The 23,476-nt window shown below is 30.4% G+C and carries 21 protein-coding genes and 1 riboswitch; of the genes, 14 read left to right on the forward strand and 7 right to left on the reverse strand.

Translation table 11 applies throughout. The features are described from left to right. Positions 1-21: 21 nt before the first annotated feature. The 6 genes from DR024_RS01595 (at position 22) to DR024_RS01620 (ending at position 7,337) form a co-directional block, all read left to right on the forward strand. Entirely contained in the window at positions 22-534 is a 513-nt protein-coding gene (locus DR024_RS01595; RefSeq protein WP_055184045.1) for a ferritin, read from the forward strand. Positions 535-659: 125 nt separating this feature from the next. Then, entirely contained in the window at positions 660-1,010 is a 351-nt protein-coding gene (locus DR024_RS01600; protein WP_055184044.1) for a sigma factor, read from the forward strand. 294 nt (positions 1,011-1,304) lie between these two features. After that, entirely contained in the window at positions 1,305-2,648 is a 1,344-nt protein-coding gene (locus DR024_RS01605) for an IS110 family RNA-guided transposase (RefSeq protein ID WP_055184043.1), read from the forward strand. Positions 2,649-3,342: 694 nt separating this feature from the next. Beyond that, entirely contained in the window at positions 3,343-4,065 is a 723-nt protein-coding gene (locus tag DR024_RS01610; protein WP_055184042.1) for an HAD family hydrolase, read from the forward strand. A 78-nt stretch (positions 4,066-4,143) separates the two neighbouring features. Further along, positions 4,144-6,315, forward strand: a complete 2,172-nt coding sequence (locus DR024_RS01615; protein ID WP_055184041.1) for a Tex family protein — start codon at positions 4,144-4,146, stop codon at positions 6,313-6,315. Between the two features lie 114 nt (positions 6,316-6,429). Beyond that, positions 6,430-6,545: riboswitch (FMN riboswitch) on the forward strand. 204 nt (positions 6,546-6,749) lie between these two features. Next, positions 6,750-7,337 carry an ECF transporter S component gene (locus tag DR024_RS01620; RefSeq protein ID WP_055184040.1) on the forward strand — a complete coding sequence of 196 codons (588 nt, stop codon included), beginning with the start codon at positions 6,750-6,752 and terminating at the stop codon, positions 7,335-7,337. 350 nt (positions 7,338-7,687) lie between these two features. On the opposite strand, the gene DR024_RS01625 is transcribed toward DR024_RS01620, so the two are convergent. Continuing rightward, positions 7,688-7,942: a hypothetical protein gene (locus tag DR024_RS01625; protein WP_055184039.1), complete on the reverse strand. Its 255-nt coding sequence runs from the start codon at positions 7,940-7,942 to the stop codon at positions 7,688-7,690. A 196-nt stretch (positions 7,943-8,138) separates the two neighbouring features. On the opposite strand from DR024_RS01625, the gene chbG reads away from it, so the two are divergent. The 4 genes from chbG to DR024_RS01645 all read left to right on the forward strand — a co-directional run bounded on the left by chbG (position 8,139) and on the right by DR024_RS01645 (position 14,906). Beyond that, positions 8,139-8,876: a chitin disaccharide deacetylase gene (gene chbG / locus DR024_RS01630; protein ID WP_055253251.1), complete on the forward strand. Its 738-nt coding sequence runs from the start codon at positions 8,139-8,141 to the stop codon at positions 8,874-8,876. Positions 8,877-9,030: 154 nt separating this feature from the next. Then, positions 9,031-11,064, forward strand: a complete 2,034-nt coding sequence (locus tag DR024_RS01635) for a C40 family peptidase (protein WP_111918078.1) — start codon at positions 9,031-9,033, stop codon at positions 11,062-11,064. A gap of 297 nt (positions 11,065-11,361) precedes the next feature. Further along, the gene (locus DR024_RS01640; RefSeq protein WP_055253255.1) at positions 11,362-13,158 is read left to right on the forward strand and encodes a S8 family peptidase; all 1,797 of its coding nucleotides are present in this window, start codon (positions 11,362-11,364) and stop codon (positions 13,156-13,158) included. A gap of 8 nt (positions 13,159-13,166) precedes the next feature. After that, on the forward strand, positions 13,167-14,906 hold the full coding sequence (locus DR024_RS01645; RefSeq protein WP_242858070.1) for a S8 family peptidase: 1,740 nt from the start codon (positions 13,167-13,169) through the stop codon (positions 14,904-14,906). 77 nt (positions 14,907-14,983) lie between these two features. Here the strand turns inward: DR024_RS01645 and DR024_RS01650 are convergent, their stop codons facing one another. The 3 genes from DR024_RS01650 to agaV are packed head-to-tail and all read right to left on the reverse strand — an operon-like array spanning position 14,984 to position 17,115. Continuing rightward, positions 14,984-15,811: a PTS system mannose/fructose/sorbose family transporter subunit IID gene (locus tag DR024_RS01650; protein WP_081663508.1), complete on the reverse strand. Its 828-nt coding sequence runs from the start codon at positions 15,809-15,811 to the stop codon at positions 14,984-14,986. Next, entirely contained in the window at positions 15,801-16,616 is an 816-nt protein-coding gene (locus tag DR024_RS01655; RefSeq protein WP_055183551.1) for a PTS mannose/fructose/sorbose/N-acetylgalactosamine transporter subunit IIC, read from the reverse strand. Before DR024_RS01655 ends, DR024_RS01650 begins: the two co-directional genes overlap by 11 nt. 22 nt (positions 16,617-16,638) lie before the next feature. Further along, a complete protein-coding gene (agaV, locus tag DR024_RS01660; RefSeq protein WP_055183550.1) occupies positions 16,639-17,115 on the reverse strand; it encodes a PTS N-acetylgalactosamine transporter subunit IIB in 477 nt (158 codons plus the stop codon). 351 nt (positions 17,116-17,466) lie between these two features. Here agaV and DR024_RS01665 point away from each other — a divergent pair, with 351 nt between their 5' ends. Continuing rightward, a complete protein-coding gene (locus tag DR024_RS01665) occupies positions 17,467-18,633 on the forward strand; it encodes a helix-turn-helix transcriptional regulator (RefSeq protein WP_055183549.1) in 1,167 nt (388 codons plus the stop codon). 121 nt (positions 18,634-18,754) lie between these two features. On the opposite strand, the gene yajC is transcribed toward DR024_RS01665, so the two are convergent. The 3 genes from yajC to DR024_RS01680 are packed head-to-tail and all read right to left on the reverse strand — an operon-like array spanning position 18,755 to position 20,693. Then, positions 18,755-19,033, reverse strand: coding sequence for a preprotein translocase subunit YajC (gene yajC / locus DR024_RS01670; RefSeq protein ID WP_055183548.1), 279 nt, complete (start codon positions 19,031-19,033; stop codon positions 18,755-18,757). 2 nt (positions 19,034-19,035) lie between these two features. Beyond that, positions 19,036-19,467, reverse strand: coding sequence for a PTS galactosamine/N-acetylgalactosamine transporter subunit IIA (gene agaF, locus DR024_RS01675; RefSeq protein WP_055183547.1), 432 nt, complete (start codon positions 19,465-19,467; stop codon positions 19,036-19,038). 47 nt (positions 19,468-19,514) lie between these two features. Continuing rightward, on the reverse strand, positions 19,515-20,693 hold the full coding sequence (locus tag DR024_RS01680; protein WP_111918080.1) for an SIS domain-containing protein: 1,179 nt from the start codon (positions 20,691-20,693) through the stop codon (positions 19,515-19,517). 171 nt (positions 20,694-20,864) lie between these two features. Here DR024_RS01680 and nagA point away from each other — a divergent pair, with 171 nt between their 5' ends. Genes nagA through gatY form a run of 3 tightly spaced genes read left to right on the forward strand, consistent with a single transcriptional unit; the run spans position 20,865 to position 23,399 of the window. Beyond that, positions 20,865-22,004, forward strand: a complete 1,140-nt coding sequence (gene nagA, locus DR024_RS01685) for an N-acetylglucosamine-6-phosphate deacetylase (protein WP_055183546.1) — start codon at positions 20,865-20,867, stop codon at positions 22,002-22,004. Then, entirely contained in the window at positions 22,004-22,528 is a 525-nt protein-coding gene (locus tag DR024_RS01690) for a hypothetical protein (RefSeq protein ID WP_055183545.1), read from the forward strand. The genes nagA and DR024_RS01690 overlap by 1 nt, the downstream gene beginning before the upstream one ends. 19 nt (positions 22,529-22,547) lie before the next feature. Further along, positions 22,548-23,399 (forward strand): tagatose-bisphosphate aldolase subunit GatY, encoded by an 852-nt coding sequence (gatY, locus tag DR024_RS01695; RefSeq protein ID WP_055183544.1) that lies wholly within the window; start codon positions 22,548-22,550, stop codon positions 23,397-23,399. Positions 23,400-23,476 lie beyond the last annotated feature (77 nt).

Raw genomic sequence — 23,476 nt, forward strand, 5'->3', positions numbered from 1 at the left:
GATTAAAAGGAGATGAAAGTAATGTTAAGTAAAAATTTATTAAATGAGCTTAATGAGCAAGTTAATTTCGAGTTTTATTCTTCTTATATTTATCTTGCGATGGCAGGTTACTGTGAATCAATAGATTTAGTTGGGGTTGCAAACTTCTTTAGAGTGCAAGCTAAAGAGGAGCTAGATCATGCAATGAAACTATATGATTATGTTTATCAAAAAAATGGTCATATTGAGTTAAAAGCAATTGAAAAACCAGAAGCAGACTATGATGGAATGATTAATGTATTCGAAAGAGCATATGAACATGAGCAGCTTATTACGAGAAAGATATATGCTTTAGCTGATATTGCTCATGAAGAAAGAGAGCATGCTACAATGAGCTTACTTAAATGGTTTATAGATGAACAAGTAGAGGAAGAAAACAATTTTAATAACTTACTTAGGAAGATAAGAAGAGTAGAAGATAACCCAGCAGGATTATACTTAATGGATGATGAACTTGCAAAGAGAGTATATATTAATACAACAGCAAATGCATAAGATATAGAATAATCCCTACTATGATTGATATAAGTCAATCATAGTAGGGGTTTTTTATAATTATTGTAAGATTTAATTATAATAGTCGTTATAAATAGTATAGGCCTCAATAAGGGAGTTAGCTTATGAAAATAGATGAAAAGAATTATTTAAAACAGCTCTGTAATAAAAATGAAAAAGCCTTAGAGTATGTTATAGATAACTATTCTGCTATTGTAAATGTAGTAATAAGAAATGTATTAAGATCTTTCGAGAATGAAGGTTTAATAGAAGAATGTATTTCAGATGTATTCTTTAGTGCTTTGGATAATATACATAAATTTAAAGGAGATGACAATAACTTCAAAAATTGGATAGATGGAATTAATAAGTATAAGGCTATAGATTATTATAGAAAATATAGCCATGAGAAATATAGAACTAGTGATATAGAAAACCATGTTATACAAGATAAGATTTTAATAGGGAATATATAATTCATGAAATTGAGACTAGTAAGGTGATGGGTTTAATTAATCTTCTTAAGGAACCAGATAAAAGTATATTTATTATGAAGTTTTTAGCTGCTATGACCCTCATGGTCAATAAAAAGTTTTTTATGATTTTTGAACAGTGCAAATGAAAATATGGTAGGCTGGTGATTCAAAACACAACAGTAATTTAAGAAAGTCAGTTTGACTTTCTTCATTTCTGGAGAAAATTAATATGGATTTATTAAAGTTACCAATATATACTTTTTGTTGTGGATTTTTGGTATGGAGGAAACATTTGTGAAGAAAGTATTTATTGGGATTGATGTAGGGAAATTTAAAAATAGTATTAGTATTGTAGATAGTGAAGGAAATTCAATTGTAAAAAAAGGACTCAGTATTGAAAATGACTATTATGGATTTGCTAAACTAGAGGAGAAAATAGATTTAATTATGAATAATTATGGTTTTACTTATGAGGATTGTATAGCAGGTGTTGAATCAACAGGACATTATTGGTTTAATCTTAGAGATTATTTAAAAGATATCGGAATTGAAACAGTAATGATAAAAACAGATTCAGTAAAGCATAGAAGGGCATTAGAGGAAGGGCAGAAAGGGAAAAATGATACATTAGATGCTAGGGTCATAGCAAGTTGTCTTAGAAATGGTAATTATGTTTATATAAGAGATAATGAAAGAGAATTAAGAGCGTTGCAAAAGCTGACACGTATGAGAAATGATATAAGTGATGAAGTAGTAGCATTAAAGAATAAAATACATAGATGTATAGATATATGCAATCCGGTATTTTTTAAGATTTTTGAAAACTTGAATAGTAAAACAGGAGTAGCACTAATAAAGCTATATCCTTCACCACAAGATATAATAAATGTTGAACTAGATAATATTAAAAAAGAGTTGGGTGAAATTGTAGACAAACCTAATATGAGAATGGTGAGTTTATATAAGGAAGAGTGTGAAATTTGGAGTGGGCTAATTAAAGAGCCTTCATATGCTGAAAAAGTAGAGATGATAGCTTACATAGATAAATTTTTATTACAGAATGAATCTAAGGAGCATTTGGATAAGCAAATAAAAGAAATAGCAAAAAATATAATTCCTTTATATTCAGAGTTTGAGGAGATAAAAGGTATTCCATTAATACAGTTAATATCGGTTTTAAGTGAAATAGGGGATATTAGAAATTTTAAAAATACAAGATCAATATTAGCATTTTTGGGGTTGAGCTTAAAAGGAAACGCTTCGGGAAAATACATAGGTGAACGAAAAATAAATAAAGCTGGTTCACGTATAGTTAGAAAACATCTATTTAATATAATGGATACTTTAGTAAAACATAATGAGTATTTTAGAATAGCCTATTGTTATTACAAGTCATATAATCATAAGAACCCAACAAAGAAAAGGTCAATGCAAATTGCAGTAATGTGTAAGTTTGTTAGAGTAATGTATGGAATGTTAAAATATAATACCCCTTTTGATTATAAAGAGATGTTAAAAGGATACTATTTTGGTGATTGTAATATTAAAGTGTTTAAAGAAGAATTTGAAGGAGAAAAGAGAAGTAAAAAAATAGAGAATTATAAATTAGCATATAGTATATTTATAAATTATAGTTAATTCCTAAATGTGGTAGTAAATAATAGGTAAGAGAAGATAATTTAAGAAAAGGTTAGAGAAGATATCGTTAATAATAAGGAATATTGAATTTGAGTATGACAATCGAATGATATATAATTAAATCGTAATGTAGGTGGGCTATAATACTTAGAGCATTAAATTGACTCGGAAAGCAAGAATTAATCACATTACACCATAGTATAACATGCGGATTAGGTGTTTTAGTAAAGCATTTATGTTTATACGGAGAAACAGGAGTGTTAGCAGTTATACATAATTATAATAGTGTAAAAGCATACGATTTAATTATTCGTCTAGGCTTTTGCACTATTTTTTTTAAAGAAAGTGTTAAGGTCTATTTGTTATGCAATTAAATATATATTGAGTAGTTATATATTTTTTTATTGAGTATGAGAATAGTATAAAAAAATAAGTGTAATGAAATTCTAAGAAAAAGTGAGTATATTAAAAATAATCACGTTTAATTGAAGGAGTATTATAGCATTTAGTAACCATAGCAGAGCCTGTACCAAGCATGTTTATCTTTTCCATTAACACTTTCTCCTTTGCAGTATAAATAATAATTATTATAAAGAGAGCAAGAAAAAATAACAAGAAAGAAAAAAGTAATTTCAATAATATTGAAAAAAATGATATTATAGGATAGTAAAAGGGTTTAAAGGGGGAAGAATATATGGATTATCCAAAGATGATACTTTTTGACTATGGACAGACTCTTATTGAAGAAGAAAAATTTAATAGGTTAGAAGGATTAAATGTTCTTTTAGGTAAAGCAACTAAGAATCCTAATAATATTAGTGCAGAGGAAGTATTTGATTTTTATACTGAACTAAATATTGAAATTGGAAGAGAAGGTGATGGCAAAAAGTTTTTTAATAGTATAGAGGTCCATAATTACTGTTTTCAAAATTATTTGTATGATTATTTTGGAATTGAGTTTAATCTTACTCAAAATGAGATAGATAGAATATTCTGGGATGCTTCAGCACCAGGAAGACCAGTAGAGAATATTGAACTTTTATTAAACTTTTTACATGAAAAAGGAATAAGAACTGGAGTTATTAGTAATTTAAGCTATAGTGGAGAAACCTTGAAAAATAGGATAAATGCCCTTCTTCCTAATAATCATTTTGAGTTTATTATTGCATCAAGTGAATATATGTTTAAGAAACCTCATAAAAGAATTTTTGAATTAGCACTTAGGAAGGCTAATTTAGAGAGTAAGGATGTATGGTTTTGTGGAGATAATGTAATTGCTGATGTTGAAGGAGCTAGTTTAAGTGGCATAAAACCTATATGGTTTAAAGGAGCACTTAGGGAAGAAAAATATACACCAATGGTTGATTATATAGAAATTAATAATTGGATAGAGCTTAAGAAGTTATTAGAAGAGTAACTATTATTTTCAAAAGGAATAAAAAAGCATATAATAGAAAAATACTATTAATATAGAGGTAAATCTTAGGAGGAAAAAATGGTAAGTATTGAAGAAAGATTAGCCAAGGAATTAGAACTAAAGCTTGGAGTAGTAAATAATGTAGTAGAAATGCTAGATGAAGGAAACACAGTTCCTTTCATAGCTCGTTACAGAAAAGAAAAAACAGGTGGACTTTCAGATGAAGTTTTAAGAAAGTTTTCTGAAAGATTAACTTATTTAAGGAATTTAGATGAGAGAAAGGCTGATGTTTCTAGGCTTATAGAGGAGCAAGGAAAGTTAACTGAAGAAATAACAGAAGCATTAGGTAAAGCTGAAACTTTAACTGAAGTGGAAGATATATATAGACCATATAAGCCAAAGAAGAGAACAAGAGCAACTATAGCTAAAGAGAAGGGATTAGAACCATTAGCTAATCTTATATTAGAAGGTGCATTCAAAGGAGATTTACTTCAGGAAGCTTCTAAGTATATAGATGAAGAAAAGGGAGTTGAAAAAGCAGAAGATGCAGTATCAGGTGCCTTAGATATAATTGCAGAAGGAATTTCAGAAGAAGCTAAGTACAGAAAGTTCATAAGAGAATTAGTAATGAGAGAAGGGTTAATAGAGTCTAAAGGATCTTCAGAAGAAACAACTCCTTATGAAATGTACTATGACTATAGTGAAGAGGTTAGAAAGATACCTCCACATAGAATATTAGCTATTAATAGAGGAGAAAAAGAGAAGATTCTTTCTGTTAAGATAACAATTGGAGAAGATAAGATTATATCTTACTTAGAAAGAGAAATTCTTAAGGGAAACGAAGTTTCAGATGAGCAGTTAAAGTTAGCAATTAGAGATGCTTACAAGAGATTAATATTCCCTTCAATAGAAAGAGAAATAAGAAGTGAATTAACTGATAAGGGTGAAGAAGGAGCAATTTTAATTTTTAAGGAAAACCTTAAGGCTTTACTTATGCAAGCTCCTATTAAAGGAAAAACTGTTATGGGATATGACCCTGGATTTAGAACAGGATGTAAGATAGCAGTATTAGATAGTACAGGTAAATTTCTTGAAAATGTAGCAGTGTATCCAACAGTTCCAAGGAGAGATATTATAGGAACTAAGAAGACATTAAAGGAATTAATATATAAATATGATATAGATGTTATTTCTTTAGGAAATGGTACAGCATCAAGAGAATCTGAAGAAGTTATTGCAGAAATGATTTCTGAAATTAAGAAAGAAAGTGGAAAAGAAGTAGCTTATGTTATAGTTTCAGAGGCAGGAGCTTCAGTTTATTCAGCATCAGAACTTGCAACTAAGGAATATCCTGATTTAGATGTTACTGTAAGAGGAGCAATATCCATAGGTAGAAGATTACAAGATCCTATGGCAGAACTTGTTAAAATTGATCCTAAAGCAATAGGAGTTGGTCAATATCAACATGATGTTACTCAAAAAAGGTTAGAGGAATCTTTAAAAGGTGTTGTTGAAGATTCAGTAAATAAGGTTGGGGTAGACTTAAATACAGCAACTCCAAGTCTTTTAACATATGTTTCAGGTATAAATGCAGCTATAGCTAAGAATATAGTTGATTATAGAGATGAACAAGGTGGATTTAAGGCAAGAAAAGAACTTTTAAAAGTTAAGAGATTAGGTCAAAAGGCATATGAACAATGTGCTGGTTTCTTAAGAGTTCAAGAAAGTAAAGAACCTTTAGATAACACTGCTGTTCACCCAGAATCATATAAGGAAGCTAAGGAACTTATAAAGTTACTGGGATATACTAGTGAAGATTTAAAGAACAATAAGCTTTCTGATATTGAGGATAGAGTTGCAGAAAAGGGCTTAAAGAATATAGAAAAAGAATTAGAAATTGGTGAAATGACATTAAAGGATATAATTAAAGAACTTCAAAAGCCAGGTAGAGACCCAAGAGATGAAATGCCAAAACCTATTTTAAAGACTGGTGTAATTAACCTTGAGGACTTACAATCAGGCATGGTTCTTATGGGAACTGTAAGAAATGTTTCTGATTTTGGTGCCTTTGTTGATATTGGAGTTCACCAAGATGGATTAGTTCATAAGAGCCAAATGGCTAATAGATTTGTAAAGCATCCACTTGATATTGTTAAGGTTGGAGATGTAATAAAGGTTAGAGTAATGGAAGTAGATACAAAGAGACATAGAATTGCTTTAACTATGAAAGATATTAAGGAAGATGAGTAGAATATAATGTTTAGAGAGAAGTCTAAGGAGACTTCTCTCTTGTGGTTGTATAAAAAAATATAGTAATAACTTGAATATGCTTGTACATATATGTATAATATATTTGTAAATTAAATAAATCTTCAGGGCGGGGCGTAATTCCCCACCGGCGGTAAAGCCCGCGAGCTATTTTTAGCAGATTCGGTGAAACTCCGAGGCCGACAGTATAGTCTGGATGAAAGAAGGTAACGTATTAGGATTTAGTAGAGCTAGCTCTATAATAAGTGTGTTTTTTGTGGCCCTGATAATTATTATCAGGGATTTTTTATTTTTTAATTATGTTTTTATGCAATAAAATGTATAAATAGTTTTCCGGAGGCTATATTAAATATGATTAAAAAGCTAAATTCTAATAAGCTACCCCAGAAGATTAACTTTTGGGAGGGGAAGGGAAAATGAATACTTCAAAAAATCTTAGTAAATTTGTTAAAATTGCATTACTTAGTGCAATTGCAGTGGTAATTATGCTTTTTGAAATACCACTAATACCATTATTTCCATGGTTAAAGATGGACTTAAGTGAGTTGCCAGTTCTTATAGGAGCTTTTGCTTTTGGACCAATGTCAGGTGTTATTATAGAAGGTTTAAAAATACTTTTAAATCTATTAATTACAGGAACTGGAACAGGTTTTGTAGGGGAACTTGCAAACTTCATAATAGGTGTATCTTTTGTAGTACCAGCAGCAATGATTTATCATAGAAATAAAAGTAAGAAGAGTGCTATTATTGGAATGATAGTTGGTGGACTATTTATGGAGGTAGCAGGAATTTTTGCAAATATATACTTGTTACTGCCTGTTTTTGGTATGTCAGGAAAGATTGATATAACTCAATATGTAATGGTAGGTTTAATACCATTTAACGGACTAAAAGCTATTTTGGTATCAGCAATAACTATGTTAGTATATAAGAAATTATCTATAAGTATATTTAAAGTTGATCCTGGTTTTGATAAATCTAAAGAATTAGGAAAAGAAAATTAGGGAAAATGCAAAGGGCTGTATTGTTTATACAGTCCTTAAATTATTAAAAAAACTATGTTTTTTAATAATTTAGTACTATTTTAAAAAGCTTCCACTAGAAAGCCACTTACTTTTTTGTGAAAGTAATTTTGCTATTTCTAATGCTTCCTCACGATTTTCTGCTGTACCACTTATAACAACTCCATTTTTACCTGACCAACTTTGTGAATGTGACTTTACTGGAGTATTTACCCCAATTAAAACTTTATCAAAATCGGATGTTGATATTAAAAATCCTAAAGAATTTATATTTGATGGATTATCCTTGTCTACATATATTAAGCTACCAATTCCATCATCAAAGGTAATATTTAGAGGAAATGAATTATTGGTAAAGCCATAAAGATCAATAATAATATCCCCTTTGAATATATCTTTTTTAGTAGATAACTGCTGTAAGTTCCTTTTATAGATATAGTGGTTTTTTCTGAATAATCTTCATTATCTATGTTCCATTGCACACCATTTACTACAAGGTCAATATTTTTCTTTAGTGGTATTGAATATAAGGCTATAAATACTACTATTAAGGTAGAAATAACCAAAGCTAATATTTTAATTTTCAAAAGTAAGCCCCCTTTTTATATAGATATACATATATTGAAAAATAAAAAAGTGAAAAAGGATAGAAAATGTTTAAAGTTTTCGTTTTAAAGAAATAATTATTAGTTTAAGTTTCCAAACTGTTTAAAAACTCGCAAAATAATGATAAAGTTTTACTATAATTAAAAAAATATGTATTAATGTAAGGGATGAATGAATATGAGGTTAATAGTAAATGCTGATGATTTTGGTATATCAAAAGCGATTAATTTAGGGATTATTGAAGCGTATAATGAGGGAATTGTAAAATCTACTACTTTAATGTGCAACATGGAAGCTGTAGATCATGCAGTTAAATTAGCAAATGAAAATCCGGGGATAGGGGTTGGAATACACTTCGTTTTAACTGCTGGAAAACCTTTAGCTCAGGGAGTAGATTCATTAGTGGATGAAGAAGGGAAATTTATAAAGAGTGAAGGAATTGAAGAAAAAGCAAAAAAAGATGATATAAGAAAAGAACTAGAGTGTCAGTTTAATAAATTTTTATCTTATGGAATAAAGCCAACACATATAGATACTCATCATCATGTTCATAGGATAAAGAAAGTTTTTGAAGTGGTTAAAGAAATTGCTATTAAAAATAATTTGCCAGTTAGATTAATGGGTGAAACTTATGATAGTATGTATAAAGGAATAAAATCTACAAGCAAGTTTAGTGAATTATTTTATGAAAAAGAAATGGTTACTGAAGATAACTTAATTAGATTACTAGAAGAATATAAAGATTTTGAAACAGTTGAGCTTATGTCTCATCCAGGATATTTGGATCAAAATATATTAAATAGGACTTCATACGCAATAGAAAGAACTATTGAATTGGAGACATTAGTAAGTAGAAAGGTAAAAGAATATATTAAGGAAAATAATATAGAACTAATAAGTTTTAGTCAATTATAGAGAGGAGTATGCAAATACTCCTATTTTTTTATTATTTCCTAGGAAATTATTACGAATAAGTTACAAAAAAATAAAAAAAAATAATGTAAAATGGTATGAATTAAAGTATAATTAAAGGTAATAAGGATTATTTTGTCAAGGAAGGCGTTTAAATATGGAAAAGAGAAGAGTTTTGAGGTTTGTTGCAGCAGCATCTGCTGTTACAGGTGGAGTTACTTTAACAGGCAATGTTGTAAGTGCATCACCATTACCAAGCGATAACAATACTAATGGACAATCTATTTTAAGTAATCAAAGAAGTATAGAAAAAGGACAAGTAAATAGTGATGTTACTTTAAACTTAAGAGTTAGATCTGATGCAAATACATCATCGTCTATTTTAGGGTACTTAAAGGCAGGAGATACTTTTGAGATAACGGGAGAAAAGGGGAATTGGTACAAGATTAACTTTAATGGAAAGAGTGGATATGTATCAAAGGATTACACTCATAAATTATCTAATTCTAATGATAATACTACATCCGCATCTAAGGGAAAGGCAGTAAATTTAGGGAATTCTACTTTAAGAATAAGACAATCAGCAAGTACATCTTCTGCTATTTTAGGAAGCCTTAGAGAGGGTGAAACATTTGATATAATAGCTAAAAGTGGACAATGGTATAATATTAAAACAGCAGGAATAGTTGGTTTTGTCCATGGAGATTATGTACAAGTTATAGAAAATAATTCACCAAATACATCAACAAATCCATCACCTGGAGTAACAGTTACAAAAGGACAGGTTTATGGGGTAGAAGGAAGTAACTTAAGAGTTAGAACAGCACCAAGCTTAAGTGCATCTACTTTTGGATATCTTCTAAATGGAGAAGTAGTTGAAATAACTGGAGAGAGTGGAAATTGGTATGCTATTAAGTATAAGGGTGAAACCGGTTATTGCTCTAAGGATTATGTAAAGAAAATTAGTAATAGTACATCAGATAATAATTCAAATGGTTCTACTAACACAACGCCAAGTACACCAAACACACCAACTACTTTTAAAGGTGAAGTGATAAATGCAGATGCTGGGTTAAGAGTAAGAGCGGGAGCGTCAACTAGTTCATCAATACTTGGACATATTTATACTGGTACTAAAGTAGATGTTATAGGTGAAAGTGGTAGTTGGTATAAAATAAATTATAACGGTAAAGAAGCTTACGCAAGTAAGGATTACATAAAGAAGGTTACAGATAGTAATTCAAATAATAATAATAATAACAGTGATTCCCAAGTTACATCTAAAAAGGGAGAAGTAATAAATGCAAGTGCTGGATTAAGAGTAAGATCGGAAGCAAATACTAATTCTTTAATACTTGGATATCTTTATACAGGAGACAAAGTAGATATAACAGGTGAAAGTGGAAACTGGTATAAGGTAAATTACAATGGAAAGACGGCTTACGTAAGTAAGGAATATGTTAAAGAAGTTAGCGAAGGAAGTTCTAATTCAGGTGGAAGCGATTCACCAGTAATTGAGAATAAAAGAGGTAAAGTGTATAATACTGGAGGTTCAGGCTTAACTGTAAGAACTGAAGCTACTACAAGTTCTTTAGCGTTAGGATATCTACTTGAAGGTCAAGTTGTTGAGATAACTGGAACATCAGGAGATTGGTATAAAATTATCTTTAATGGTAAGTCTGGGTATGTGAGCTCAAAGTATATAAAGATAGTTGAAGATTTAACTGAAGATGAAAGCAGTTCAATTTATGAAAAGGCTTTTGCTGCTATGAAGGCTCAACTAGGTAGCCCATATGTATGGGGAGGCTCAGGGGAGTATTTAACAACAGCATCATTAAACTCTTTAAAAGCAAAATTTCCAAATGAGACTGCCAAAGGATGGTATGTAAGAGCTGAAAGATATGTAGATAAGGGTTATAGATCATTTGACTGTTCAGGTCTTATGCAATGGGGATTTAGACAAGCTGGTGTTGTAATAGGAAGAACTACTTGGGCTCAAATAGGTGAAGGAAGAGAAGTATCTTTGAGTGACATAAAGCCAGGAGATTTACTTTTCTATTCAAGCTTAGATCACGTTGGTATGTATATAGGAGATGGTAAGTGGATAGAGTCTCCAAACACAAATGCCGATGTAAGAATAGTTGATGTCCCATGGAGTAGAGTTACAAGAGCAAGAAGAATAATTGAATAATAAGCTTTCATTAGAGAGCTTTTATAATAAGTAAGAGGAATCGTTTTTAGATTTCTCTTTCTTATTATAAGCTATTAAAAATTGAAATTTGGTAAACATATAAATGGTGTTTGTAATAATAAGATAGAGAATTTACCAAGCAGATAAAAATAAATAAGAATGAGCCTAGATTAAATAATGATTTAGGTTCATTCTTATTTATTTGGAAAATATGCAATTAAGATGCATATATAAATAGTTTTCCTATAATAATCATATTATTAAATATATATTAAAGTAATAAAAAGGGATGTCATTATGAAAGAGAAGAAAAGAAGCTGTTGGAACTATTTTAGCGAAGATTCACCTGATTTCATAGTTGAGTATAGAGGAAATTTTAAGGAGGAGATTGATAGAGTTGATTATGCCTGTGGAGATGAAATTACAAAAAACCTAGGTGTAGTATCTACTGCTTATGAAAATATAGAACGGTTAAAAAAGGATGTACCATCAATTATCTTTATAGAGATAAGGGCCCCATATGTACTACAAGAGATGGCTCCTAATGATATAGAAGGAGTTGTGGAAATTAAGAAAAATCCTTATTTGGCACTAAGAGGTGGTGGAGTTTTAGTAGGCATAGTTGATACTGGAATAGATTACTTAAATAATGAATTTATTAGGGAAGACGGAAGAACAAGAATATTAAGTATATGGGATCAAAGTATTCAAGGTTCATCTAGTAAAGATGTGTTTATAGGAAGAGTATTCTCAGAAGAGGATATAAATAATGCCATTAATCTTTTTAAAAGTGGTGGAGATCCATATAGTATAGTCCCAACTAAAGATGAGGTTGGTCACGGAACAAAGGTCGCTAGTATAATAGGTGCTAGGGGATATGACGAAGAAGTAGAAGGAATAGCACCTGATTGTGAGTATGTAGTAGTAAAGCTTTTTGAATCTTTATATTATAGAAAAATGTTAATAGAAAATGGAGTTGAATATAAGCCAATCTATAATGAATCTGAAATATTAGCAGGAATAGAATATCTAAAGAATTATTCAATAAAGTCAAAAAAACCTATGGTGATTTGTATACCATTAGGAACAACAGAAGGGTCACATGATGGAAATAATTTATTATCTAGATATATAACTTCAATTGGGAATATAAGAGGAATAGTAGTTGTAGCTGGAGTTGGAAATGAAGGGGCATCAAGCACCCATGTATCTGCTAATTTAGCAAGTGTAGGTGATACTAAGGAATTTGAACTAAAGATTCCTAAAGAGATTAAAACTCTATCTATAGGTGCTTGGGTTAAAAGACCCAATAAGGCATCGGTTAATATAATTTCGCCAACAGGAGAAGCCTCAAGATTTATACAGCCTAAGATTGGTAAAAAGGAGCAGGTGAAATTCATTTTTACTAATACAACATTAGAAGTATACCACTTTGCACCAGAGCGTTTCACGGGACATCAATTAGTTATAATGTATTTTAATAGTATAAAAGCAGGACTATGGAAGTTACAATTTAAAGGTGAATATGTTATTGATGGAAGAATAGATATTTGGTTACCCCCAAAAGAAATGTTACCTCAAGGGACAATATTTTTGACTCCAGATCCATATACTACATTAACTATTCCTTCTACAGCAAGAAAAGTAGTTACACCTAGTTTTTATAATAGTATAAACGATACTTTTGTATCTGATTCTGGAAGGGGATTTAATAGTAATAATCTAGTTAATCCTGATATTACTGCACCAGGTATAAATATTAGAACAACATCAGTTGATGGGAAAAAGTCAACATTGTCTGGAAGTTCAGCAGCAACTGCTTTAACTAGTGGAGTTTGTGCATTATTGCTCCAATGGGGAATTATAGAGGGGAATGATAAGACGATGTATTCAACTAAAGTAAGAACATATTTGATGTACGGTGCAGATAGAAGTTTAAATATTGAGTATCCAAGCAGGGAAATTGGATTTGGAAAGTTAAACTTATTGGGAACATTTCAATTTATTAGTGGCGTGTATACAAGCACTGGTAATAGAAGCAGTAATGGAGAAAAAGAATTTTATATAGGAAGTCTATTTATAAGACTACCATGAGTTAAGAGGTGATTAAGATAGGAAATATATATAATACACCTAAAAAGGTTTTTGATACTGAGACTTACTTAAATATTGTAGTTCAGTATCAGGGTAATATAGTTGAAGAGGTTTCTAAAAATCCAGATTATTATGTAACTGTTATAAACGATAAATATGCAATATTATCTTTTAAGTCAGATAAAAGTAGTAATTTTGATGAAAGTAGTAATTTAGAAAAAATAAAATTTGATTCAATTGTTTATATAAAAGAGCCTGAATTTTATACATTACAAAGTATATCTCCTATTGATGCTGCTCAAATACGTTCGTTTCAAATTTCTCAAACTTTAAGCTTAACTGGAAAAGGGGTATTAGTAGGGATTATAGATACAGGTATAGATTATTTATCTGAAGATTTTATGGATGAATACGGAAAAACAAGATTGCATTGTATTTGGGATCAAACTGTTAAGTCAGAGAAAGAAGATACTAGAATTCCAGGTGGAACTGTTTATTTTTCTGATAAAATAAATGAAGCAATTAATTTATGGAGAAAAGGTGGCGACCCTTATGAAATAGTACCAAGTAGAGACGAAGTTGGACATGGTACTTCTATGAGTAGTATTATTGCTGCAAGAGGTAGTAAACATAGACTAAAGGGAGTGGTTCCTGAGTGTAATTTAGCAGTTGTAAAGCTTGCAGAAGATAAAATAGCTGAAAAGAAATTTAAAGCTGAGGTACCTGTATATAATATAACTTCATTATTTACTGCCATACAGTATTTGTATGATCATGCTCAAAATGAAAAAATGCCATTAGTATTATATTTACCATTAGGGACTAATTCGGGAAATCATAAGGGAAATGGGGTTTTAGAAGAGTTTATTGAAGATATGTCAATGAATAGAGGAGTTATATTTGTAACTGGAGTTGGAAATGAAGGCTCTGCAAGAGGGCATGTGTCCGGAAAATTATCATATTCGGGAGAAAAAAGTTCAATTCAATTAGATGTAGTTGAAGATATGGATTTTTTATCAGTAGAGTTTTGGATAGATTCACCTAATATAATGACAATTGAAGTTATTTCACCATCAGGAGAAAATACTGGTATAACACCATCAATTATAAATTCTAAAGATTACTATACATTTATTTTTGAAAATACATCTATAGCAGTTAAGTATTATATTCCAGAAGAGTTATCAGGAGATGAATTAATAAGTATTAAGTTTAAAAATATAAAAAAGGGCATATGGTTATTTAGATTAACTGGTCAATTTATAACTGATGGAATATACAATGGATGGCTTTTACAAAGTGGAATTATTAATTCTAAAGCTTTTTTTAATCCTTCTGACCCATATGGAACAATTATGAATCCTGCATCATCAAAGTATATTGTAACAGCAGCGGTTTATAATCAAAATAATAATAATTTGGTAAATTTTTCAGGGGTTGCTAATAAGTATGATTATATTGATAGAATAGATTTAGCAGCAGGTGGTATTAGTACTTTAGCCTTATATCCTGGTGGAAAAGAGATATATGTAAGTGGTAGTAGTGTTGCGGCAGCAGTGTTAGCAGGGGCATGTGCATTGTTGTTAGAATGGGGAATAATAGAGGGAAATGATCCATATATATATTCGCAGACTATAAAAACCTATATAATTAGAGGGGCATCAAAAAGACCAGGTGATATTTATCCTAATCCACAATTAGGATATGGCTTATTAAATCTTCTAGGTATATTTCAGAATATGACTTGAATTTTAGTAATATATTATTTAAATCAAAAGGAAGTTGTATTATTTACAACTTCCTTTTTAAATCTAAATTGTTTGTATTAAACAGCGAATATTCCGAAGAATCCTCCAATGATACCAATTAAAAGTAGAAGACCTATACAAGCAACAGGGCTCCATTTTCTCTTTTTAATTAAGTAGTATAGCATTAGTGTTAATCCTAATGGAATTATTTTTGGTAATACACCATCTAATATACTTTGGATAACGATTGGTTTATCACCATTTGCTATTTCTATTGCTAATGATGTAGCACCATAGTTAGAAGTTAAAGCACCAACTATAAATACACCTAACATAGAAGCAGAACGAGTAAATTCTTTAGCGTTCTTAGTTAATATATCAATTGCCTTAGAGCCTAAGTTGTAAGACCAATGCATTAACCAATATCTGGCTATAAATTGAACTACGTTAAATATTAATAAGAATAGTATAGGACCAGCTAAAGATCCACCTATTGCCATATTAGCAGTAATACCAGCTGTAATTGGAACTAGTGTATACCAGAAGATAGCATCTCCAATACCACCTAAAGGTCCCATTGCAGCAACACGGACAGCACGAATAGTAGCTGTATCAGCCTTTTGTTGCTCTAATGATAATATAATACCCATAACGAAAGTAACTAAGAATGGGTGAGTATTAAAGAAATCTAAATTATGTGTCATTGACTTAGAAAGGTCATCTTTATTAGTATGGATTTTCTCTAATCCAGGTAATATACCATATAACCATCCAGCAGCTTGCATTCTTTCGTAGTTGAATGAAGCTTGCAAGAATAATGAACGCCAAACCATCTTATTAAGCGTTTTCTTATCAAGCTTTGGAGCAGGAGTCAAATCTTTATATAATGTGTTATTAGATTCCATCTTCGTCATCGCCTCCTCTTACAGATATTTCACCAGCAGTAGATTTAATTTTTACATTAGTTTGGAAGTCATAGATAGCTACAGCTATACCGATAAATGCGATTAGTAATAATGCTGAACCAGATAATGATTCTATGCTACCTATGATGGTTGCAAGTGCAAATCCACCAAAGTAAATTCCCCATAGGTCTTTAGATAACATGATACGTAAAAGAATAGCAAATCCAACGTAACGCATCATTCCACCAGCAGCACTAAGTCCATCCATGAACCAAGAGTATTTATCTGATAAGTTTGATAATGTAGTACCTAATGCACTACCGCCTAATAAACCAGCTACAACTACAACAGCAAAGAATAATCCTAAAGCAGCCATTGCACCGTAGTTTAATTTTTCAATTCCCTTTGTATCAGCGTTTTCAGCATATTTATCTGCTTTTGACATTAATGGTGACATTAATGTGAATACGAAAGTAACACAATATTGTCCTATTAAAGAGAATGGAACAGCTAGTCCAACAGCGGCAGCTGGTTCTAACTTAGATGAAATGGCAAATATAACAGCCATTATTCCTCCGATAACTGCATTTGGTGGTTGAGCACCTCCAACTGGCATGTTACCTATTGTCATTAATTGATAAGTACCACCTACAATAAGTCCTGTTTGTAAATCTCCAAGTATTGCACCGATAACAGCACCAGATACAATTGGTTGATATAATGATTCCAAGAAGTTGAATTGGTCAATACCTGCTATAAAAGCAAATAATGCAACCAGAAGAATTTGTACAACATTAAAATCCATATGACATTCTCCTTTCTAAAATTTATTTAAATATCTTTTCGATATTTTCTGAGTTTTCAGTAGGAACTCTTCTAATTTCAAGTTCTACTCCTAATTCTTTTAATTTTCTAAATGCTTCTACGTCTTTGTCATCTACAGCAACAGATCCTGCAACTTGTCTCTTTCCTTGAGACATATGCATATTACCAATGTTAACCTTTTTTATTGGAACTCCGCCTTCAACTAAAGTTAGAACATCAGAAGGAGTTTCACATACAATAAAAATAAGTTGTTTAGCACTAGCTTTATGGATTGTGCTTATTGTTTTTTCTAGTGTCCAGTAACGAGTTGCAGCATAGGCTGGAGCAGCCATATCCATTAACCCTTGTCTAAGCTTGTCCCCAGCTACAACATCATTGGCTACTAAAATTAAATTTGCTCCAATAGAGCCACACCATTGTGTTGCAACTTGTCCGTGAATTAATCTGTTATCGATTCTTGTTAAAATAATATTTGGCATATTTTCACCTCCATTAATTAGTTTGTAAAAAGTTATCTACTCTTTGATAATAATTATAGGAGAAAGATTAAAAGGAATCTTTACACTTTTTGGTATATATTTTATTTTTTTTAGTAACGTTTACAAATATAAAGTTTGGAAGTATAATCTTATAAAAGTATATAGAAATTTAATAAAATTATATTTTGTAATAAAATGGAGTGTGTTAACATAAGAATAGATAGTTGAAGAAAATATTAAGTTTGTAGTTTTTAGGAATACACTGGTAAGAAAATTTAAAACTTATGTTGGGGAAGTATGGGAATTTATTAAAGGATATTGTAGATATATTTAATAGAGAGGTGATTTATTATGTATAATAAAACATCAAGTCCTCAATTTAGAAAGTACGGTTCTATTTATGATGAGACTAAAAACGTACAAAGTGATGACTTAATACGAAAAAAGATTGTGACAAGTGATAGGGTGATTTCTAGCTTATATAATTTTTCTGAACCAGTATATATTGAAGTGATAGAGGGAATTGCATCAATATTAATAAGTGATTCAAGTAATGGGGAATTTAAGCTTTTTGCAATTCATAGAAATTTAGAAATAAAAGCAAATATGTTTTTTAACATAATTCCTTTAACAGAGCAAACTACATTTAACTTAGTAATACATTCTAACTATAATCTTAATATTGAGTTTTTAAATCCACCATATGTATATAATAGGATTTTATCAACAATAAATATTCCTGAAATTATAGCTTATTATTATACTATTAAGAGCCCCAATTATAAGTTTAAGGGTGAGAGTCATAATGTATATGAGCTTACATTTGTTGATAATGGTATATTAGATACATCAATTGATAATGTGGATTATACTTTGAATCCCTATGATTTAATAATTTATGGTAAGAACCAATTTCATACACAAACAGTAAATAGTGATTCATCATGTTCCTATTTAACTGTTATGTTTAATATGGAATGCGAAGATGATAGCCTAATTTGTAATAAAGTTTTTCATTGTAGAAAGGAACTTTACAAAGCTATAAGAGTTTTTTCAAAAAATATATCATCTACCATACCATATTCAGAGAATTTAATTTTAAGTAATTTTCATGAGATAATTATTAGGTTATTTCAATATGATTATTTAGGAGAAGAACAGTCCAAGCTACCTACTGAAGTGCAGCAGCATTTTCAGGATGAATTATTAGAAGGAATAGTAGATTATATTAACAAGATGGTTTGTGAGCCAATCACAGTAGAGGAACTTTGTAGCAAGTTTTCAGTATCAAGATCATCACTGCAAACTTTGTTCAAAAATAATTTAGATACATCTCCTAAAAAATATATTAATGATTTAAAATTATCAAAGAGTAAACAATTAATAAAAGAAAATAAATATACTATTAGTGAAATAGCATTTATGCTAGGGTTTAATTCGATACATTATTTTTCTAGGGCTTTTACACAACATTATGAAATGAGTCCTAGTGAATATGCACAAACAGTGTTTAAATAGTATATAAGGTTATTTATACCTCTAGAATAAAAAAATAAAATTACATCTGTTTTCTTGATTGCATACATTTGCAAAAGCTAGAAAACGCTAAAAAATCGACGGCTTTACAGCCGTCGATTTTTTATATAGTACCTTGAATTGCATATCTAGATACTGTTATTATTACATTTTTAGCAACCTCAACTTCAACAGTTTCTTTTCCTACCCTAACTAATTTTCCATAAACCCCACCACAGAACATTACCTTCATTCCAGGCTTTAAATCTACATGTAGATCATTAAGTTCTAAACGTCTTTTCTTTACATTTTTTGCTGATATAAAGAATAGTATTAGAGCAGCAATACCAGCTAATACAGCAATAGTTATACAGGTCCAAGCAACAACTTCCCAGTTTATCATTACTAAATCCCACCTTCACAATCAATATCTTCATGAACTATAAACTCAAATTTAACAACCCCAGATTTACCAACTTCTAGAGCTGTTTCAGATAAAGAAGATAAGTCATCTATAATATCTTTTGTCATAGAAATTTCAAGAGCCATAGGTAGGTTTGTCCCACCTATTACCTCCATTGGCTTTTCTATTTTTGTTTTTAGTTCAACTAAAGTTTTAAATGGTGAACCTCCAGCCAAATCACTAAGAGCTAGAATGCTATCACAGTTATCTAAATTTTTTAAAGCATTAAGATACTTGTCCATTAAACTTTCAGTTGAATCTGTTTCTATAAAATCAACATATTCAATGTTGGAAGTCTCTCCAGCTATTAATTTTAATGATGTACGAAGACCAGATGCAAAATTTCCATGACCACTAATTATTAATCCTACCATAGTAATCCTCTCCTATACTAAATTATACTTTAGATTATATCCATATACTAAATGCAAGTATATGGATATAAAGTAACACCTTTAACTACACGATTTACTTCTCCTGATGGACAAGGATTGTCTGGAGTTAACCCAATAGATAAAGATTTTAATACTGCTAATGTTTGAGCAAATGTAATATAAGCTAATCCTAATTCAACATTATTTACATGAGATTTAATATTGTAAGGAATTATGTAATCAGCTAAGAAGGCTAATTCATCAGAAGGATTGTTAGCGATTATAACTAACTGATTATTCTTTCTTTGATTACTTATTTCTTTTATTAAATCTAATTCATATTTATAAGTATGTTTATCATCACTTACATATACAACTGTTAATGTGGAATCATTTATTATAGATTTTGGTCCATGTCTAAAGCCTAACGGAGTATCGAATACTGAAACTGTTTTTCCAGCAGTTAATTCAAGCATCTTTAATGATGATTCTTGAGATATTCCCTTTAAGGTATTGCTTCCTAAGTAAACTATTCTTTCAAAATTGTATTCATCTATTATTCTTTTAGCTACGTCATATCCATTATTTAAGAATTTTTCAACAGATGAACATATATCATTTATTACTTTTGTTTTTTCGTTTAATTTGTCAAGATTAAAACAAAGATATGCAGCTAAATACATATTAGAAAAACTTGATGTCATAGCAAAAGATTGATCATGTGTTTCATCAGTAAGATTTATTGCATAGCAATTATCTAACTCTTCTGCTATTTTCGATAAGGCACCATTTTTATTACAAGTAATAAATAAATTATAAAGATTTTTGCAAACGGCACTAGCAGCTTGTACTGCACCTATAGACTCTGGTGAATTGCCTGAACGACCAAAGCTTATTAATAAAGTTGGTTTGTTTTTTGATAAATAATTTTCTGGAGATGCAACTATGTCAGTTGTTCCATAAGATTTTACTTTATTATTTAGTTCCTTATTTAAATAAGGATACAATGAATTTCCAATAAATTCACTGGTACCTGCGCCAGTTAATATAACATCGAAGTCATCGCATTTAATAACTTGATCTATAAAAGCTTTTATTGAGTCTTTACTTTCTGTAATTTGAGATAATGTTTTTTCCCATGTTTTAGGTTGTTGATAAATTTCATTTAATGTATTAGTTGAAGAAGTTTGATTCATTTCTTCTTCATTGATATTGAAAATGTTCATATACATCCCCCTTTTTATTTTGAATATAGTTTTATTAATTTTAATTATAGTTGAGAGTTTTTTTTATACAATGCAAGTACTGAAAGATATAATATGTATGCTAAAAAGTGCAAATATTCGATGAATAAACCTAGGTATAATAGAGGTAAAGTGGGATAAGGAGGGAATAGGATGTTAATACAAAGTAAAAGGGTTTGGATAGCAGATCAATTTATTCCAGCCCAAATTGAAATTGATGATAATAAAATAACGGATATTTATAACTATAATGAAAAAGCTGGAGCTTTTGATTATGGAGATAAAAGAATTCTTCCAGGTTTTATAGATATTCATTGCCATGGGGCCTATGGATTTGATACTAATGATGCTAATGCTCAAGGACTTAGAAAGTGGACAAAGGAGATAGTAAATGAAGGGGTGACTTCAATATTACCTACAACAATAACTCAAAGCAAAGAAGTTCTTACTAATGCTTTAGCTAATGTGGCAAAAGTTGTAGAAGAGGGGTATGAAGGCGCAGAAATATTAGGAATACATTTTGAGGGACCATATCTTGATATGGAGTATAAGGGAGCTCAGCCCAAGGAGTATATTACTAAGCCTACAATTAAGGAGTTTCAATATTATCAAAAGGTGGCAAAAGGACTAATAAAATATGTAACTTTAGCTCCAGAAGTAGATGATGAACATGAATTAACTGAGTACTTATTTAAAAATGGAGTGGTAGTTAGTATGGGGCATTCAGCAGCTACATATGAAGAAGCAATAATGGGATTTGCACATGGTGCAAGGTCTCAAACACATGTGTATAATGGCATGACTCCATTTAATCATAGAAAAAACGGACTGGTTGGAGCAGCCTATAGAGTTAAGGGAATGTATGGAGAAGTAATTTGCGATGGAAATCATTCAACTGTAGCAGCATTATATAATTTCTTTAATGCTAAGGGACCAGATTACGGGATTATGGTTACTGATGCTCTAATGGCAAAAGGATTTGAACCAGGTACTAGATTTATGTTTGGTGGAAATGAAATTGAAATATATGAAGATGGTAGTGCTCATTTAGTTGAAACAAAGGGGTTAGCAGGTTCAACATTAAGAATGAATGAAGGTCTTAGAATATTAGTTGAAGATGCTATGGTTCCTTTTAATTATGCTATTAATGCATGCACAATTAATCCTGCAAAGTGTTTAAGGGTAGATAATCATAAGGGCAGAATTGGTGTTGGGTATGATAGTGATTTAGTAGTGCTTAATGATGATTACTCAGTACATCAAACATATTGTCTTGGAAAGGTGATGTTGTAATGAGAAAGAACACATCTAGCTTAGCTGGTCCTAATATTTACTTAGATAGATATGGAAATGCTGTTTATTACAATATTTTTAATAAGACAGCCTATCTTGTAGATAAGAATAGTGAACAAAAATTTAGGCTGATTTATTATAGATATTCGCTAATTGTAATTGTTCTTGTTTTATTGGGAGATTATTTTAAGTCATTAGAAAATACTCTTTTAGTAGGTATTGGAGCAATAGTATTAAGCGAAATATATTTCAGAGGATTCTTTCTTAATAAATTGAAGGTAGTAAAAAACTTTAATAAAGAAAATAAGACTTCTAAGTTATATCAAATAATAAACAGTAAAGAAAAAGATAAGGCAGTTATGAAGGCATGTGCATATGTGCTTTTTGGAATTCTTATTGTTATAAATGCAATACAACAAAATTTTAATTTTATATTTATAGCTTTAAGCGCATTAGTTGCGATATATAGTGTGTATTCAGCAGTAATTAATATGATTGCTTTTTCAAAGATGAAAAAGTTATAGGTTTGGAAGGAGATTTATTATGGAATTAACTACAACAAAAAAGATTTTAAAAGAAGCTCAAGAGGGGCATTATGCAATAGGAGCATTTAATGTTGAAAATATGGAAATGGTAATGGCGGTTATTAGTGCAGCTGAGGAAATGAATGCTCCAGTTATTATGCAAACTACTCCATCTACAGTAAAGTATGCGGGACTTGATTATTTCTTAGCAAATGTTAGGGTGGCAGCTAGCAAAGCAAAGGTGCCAGTAGTTATGCATCTAGATCATGGATCAAGCTTTGAATTAGCTTCACAAGCTTATAGATCAGGATATACTTCCATTATGATAGATGGATCTCATAGTGATTTTGAGAGTAACATAGAAATATCTAAATCAGTTGTAGATATGTGCAAGCCTTCAGGTATAGCAGTTGAAGCTGAGCTTGGTAAAGTTGGAGGAAAAGAAGATGACTTAGATGGTGGTGATGGTGATGCATATACAGACCCACTTCAAGCTAAGGAATTTGTTGAAAGAACAGGTGTTGATTCACTAGCAGTTGCAATTGGTACTGCTCATGGAATGTATAAGGGTGAACCTCACCTAGATTTAGATAGATTATCGGAAATAAGAAAAGTTGTATCAGTTCCACTTGTATTACATGGTGGATCAGGAATTCCAGATGAAAAGGTACAAGAATCTATTAGAAGAGGAATTTGTAAGGTTAATTATGCAACAGAACTTAGAATAGCTTTTACAAATGGAGTTAATAAATATCTTGCAGAAAAACCTGATACAATAGACCCTAAAAAATATAATAAGGCTGGAATGGAAGAAGTCAAAGCTTTTGTAAAAGAAAAAATAAGAGTATGTGGATGTGAGAATAAAGCATAGATAGTAATTAAGCCTCTAATAATAATTTATATATATTTTCTTGATAGGTTATTAGGATAAACTTATTAGAAATAATT

The sequence above is a fragment of the Clostridium paraputrificum genome, assembly GCF_900447045.1.
In the GTDB taxonomy this organism is placed as follows: domain Bacteria; phylum Bacillota; class Clostridia; order Clostridiales; family Clostridiaceae; genus Clostridium; species Clostridium paraputrificum.

Excerpts from the sequence above, each read along its gene's own strand:
- DR024_RS01595 (WP_055184045.1), top strand. The coding sequence starts at position 22 with ATGTTAAGTAAAAATTTATTAAATGAGCTTAATGAGCAAGTTAATTTC.
- chbG (WP_055253251.1), top strand. The coding sequence starts at position 8,139 with ATGAGGTTAATAGTAAATGCTGATGATTTTGGTATATCAAAAGCGATT.
- DR024_RS01655 (WP_055183551.1), bottom strand. The coding sequence starts at position 16,616 with ATGGATTTTAATGTTGTACAAATTCTTCTGGTTGCATTATTTGCTTTT.
- gatY (WP_055183544.1), top strand. The coding sequence starts at position 22,548 with ATGGAATTAACTACAACAAAAAAGATTTTAAAAGAAGCTCAAGAGGGG.
- agaF (WP_055183547.1), bottom strand. The coding sequence starts at position 19,467 with ATGGTAGGATTAATAATTAGTGGTCATGGAAATTTTGCATCTGGTCTT.
- agaV (WP_055183550.1), bottom strand. The coding sequence starts at position 17,115 with ATGCCAAATATTATTTTAACAAGAATCGATAACAGATTAATTCACGGA.
- DR024_RS01690 (WP_055183545.1), top strand. The coding sequence starts at position 22,004 with ATGAGAAAGAACACATCTAGCTTAGCTGGTCCTAATATTTACTTAGAT.
- DR024_RS01615 (WP_055184041.1), top strand. The coding sequence starts at position 4,144 with ATGGTAAGTATTGAAGAAAGATTAGCCAAGGAATTAGAACTAAAGCTT.
- DR024_RS01640 (WP_055253255.1), top strand. The coding sequence starts at position 11,362 with ATGAAAGAGAAGAAAAGAAGCTGTTGGAACTATTTTAGCGAAGATTCA.
- yajC (WP_055183548.1), bottom strand. The coding sequence starts at position 19,033 with ATGATAAACTGGGAAGTTGTTGCTTGGACCTGTATAACTATTGCTGTA.
- DR024_RS01600 (WP_055184044.1), top strand. The coding sequence starts at position 660 with ATGAAAATAGATGAAAAGAATTATTTAAAACAGCTCTGTAATAAAAAT.
- nagA (WP_055183546.1), top strand. The coding sequence starts at position 20,865 with ATGTTAATACAAAGTAAAAGGGTTTGGATAGCAGATCAATTTATTCCA.
- DR024_RS01610 (WP_055184042.1), top strand. The coding sequence starts at position 3,343 with ATGGATTATCCAAAGATGATACTTTTTGACTATGGACAGACTCTTATT.
- DR024_RS01635 (WP_111918078.1), top strand. The coding sequence starts at position 9,031 with ATGGAAAAGAGAAGAGTTTTGAGGTTTGTTGCAGCAGCATCTGCTGTT.
- DR024_RS01680 (WP_111918080.1), bottom strand. The coding sequence starts at position 20,693 with ATGAACATTTTCAATATCAATGAAGAAGAAATGAATCAAACTTCTTCA.
- DR024_RS01665 (WP_055183549.1), top strand. The coding sequence starts at position 17,467 with ATGTATAATAAAACATCAAGTCCTCAATTTAGAAAGTACGGTTCTATT.
- DR024_RS01650 (WP_081663508.1), bottom strand. The coding sequence starts at position 15,811 with ATGGAATCTAATAACACATTATATAAAGATTTGACTCCTGCTCCAAAG.
- DR024_RS01620 (WP_055184040.1), top strand. The coding sequence starts at position 6,750 with ATGAATACTTCAAAAAATCTTAGTAAATTTGTTAAAATTGCATTACTT.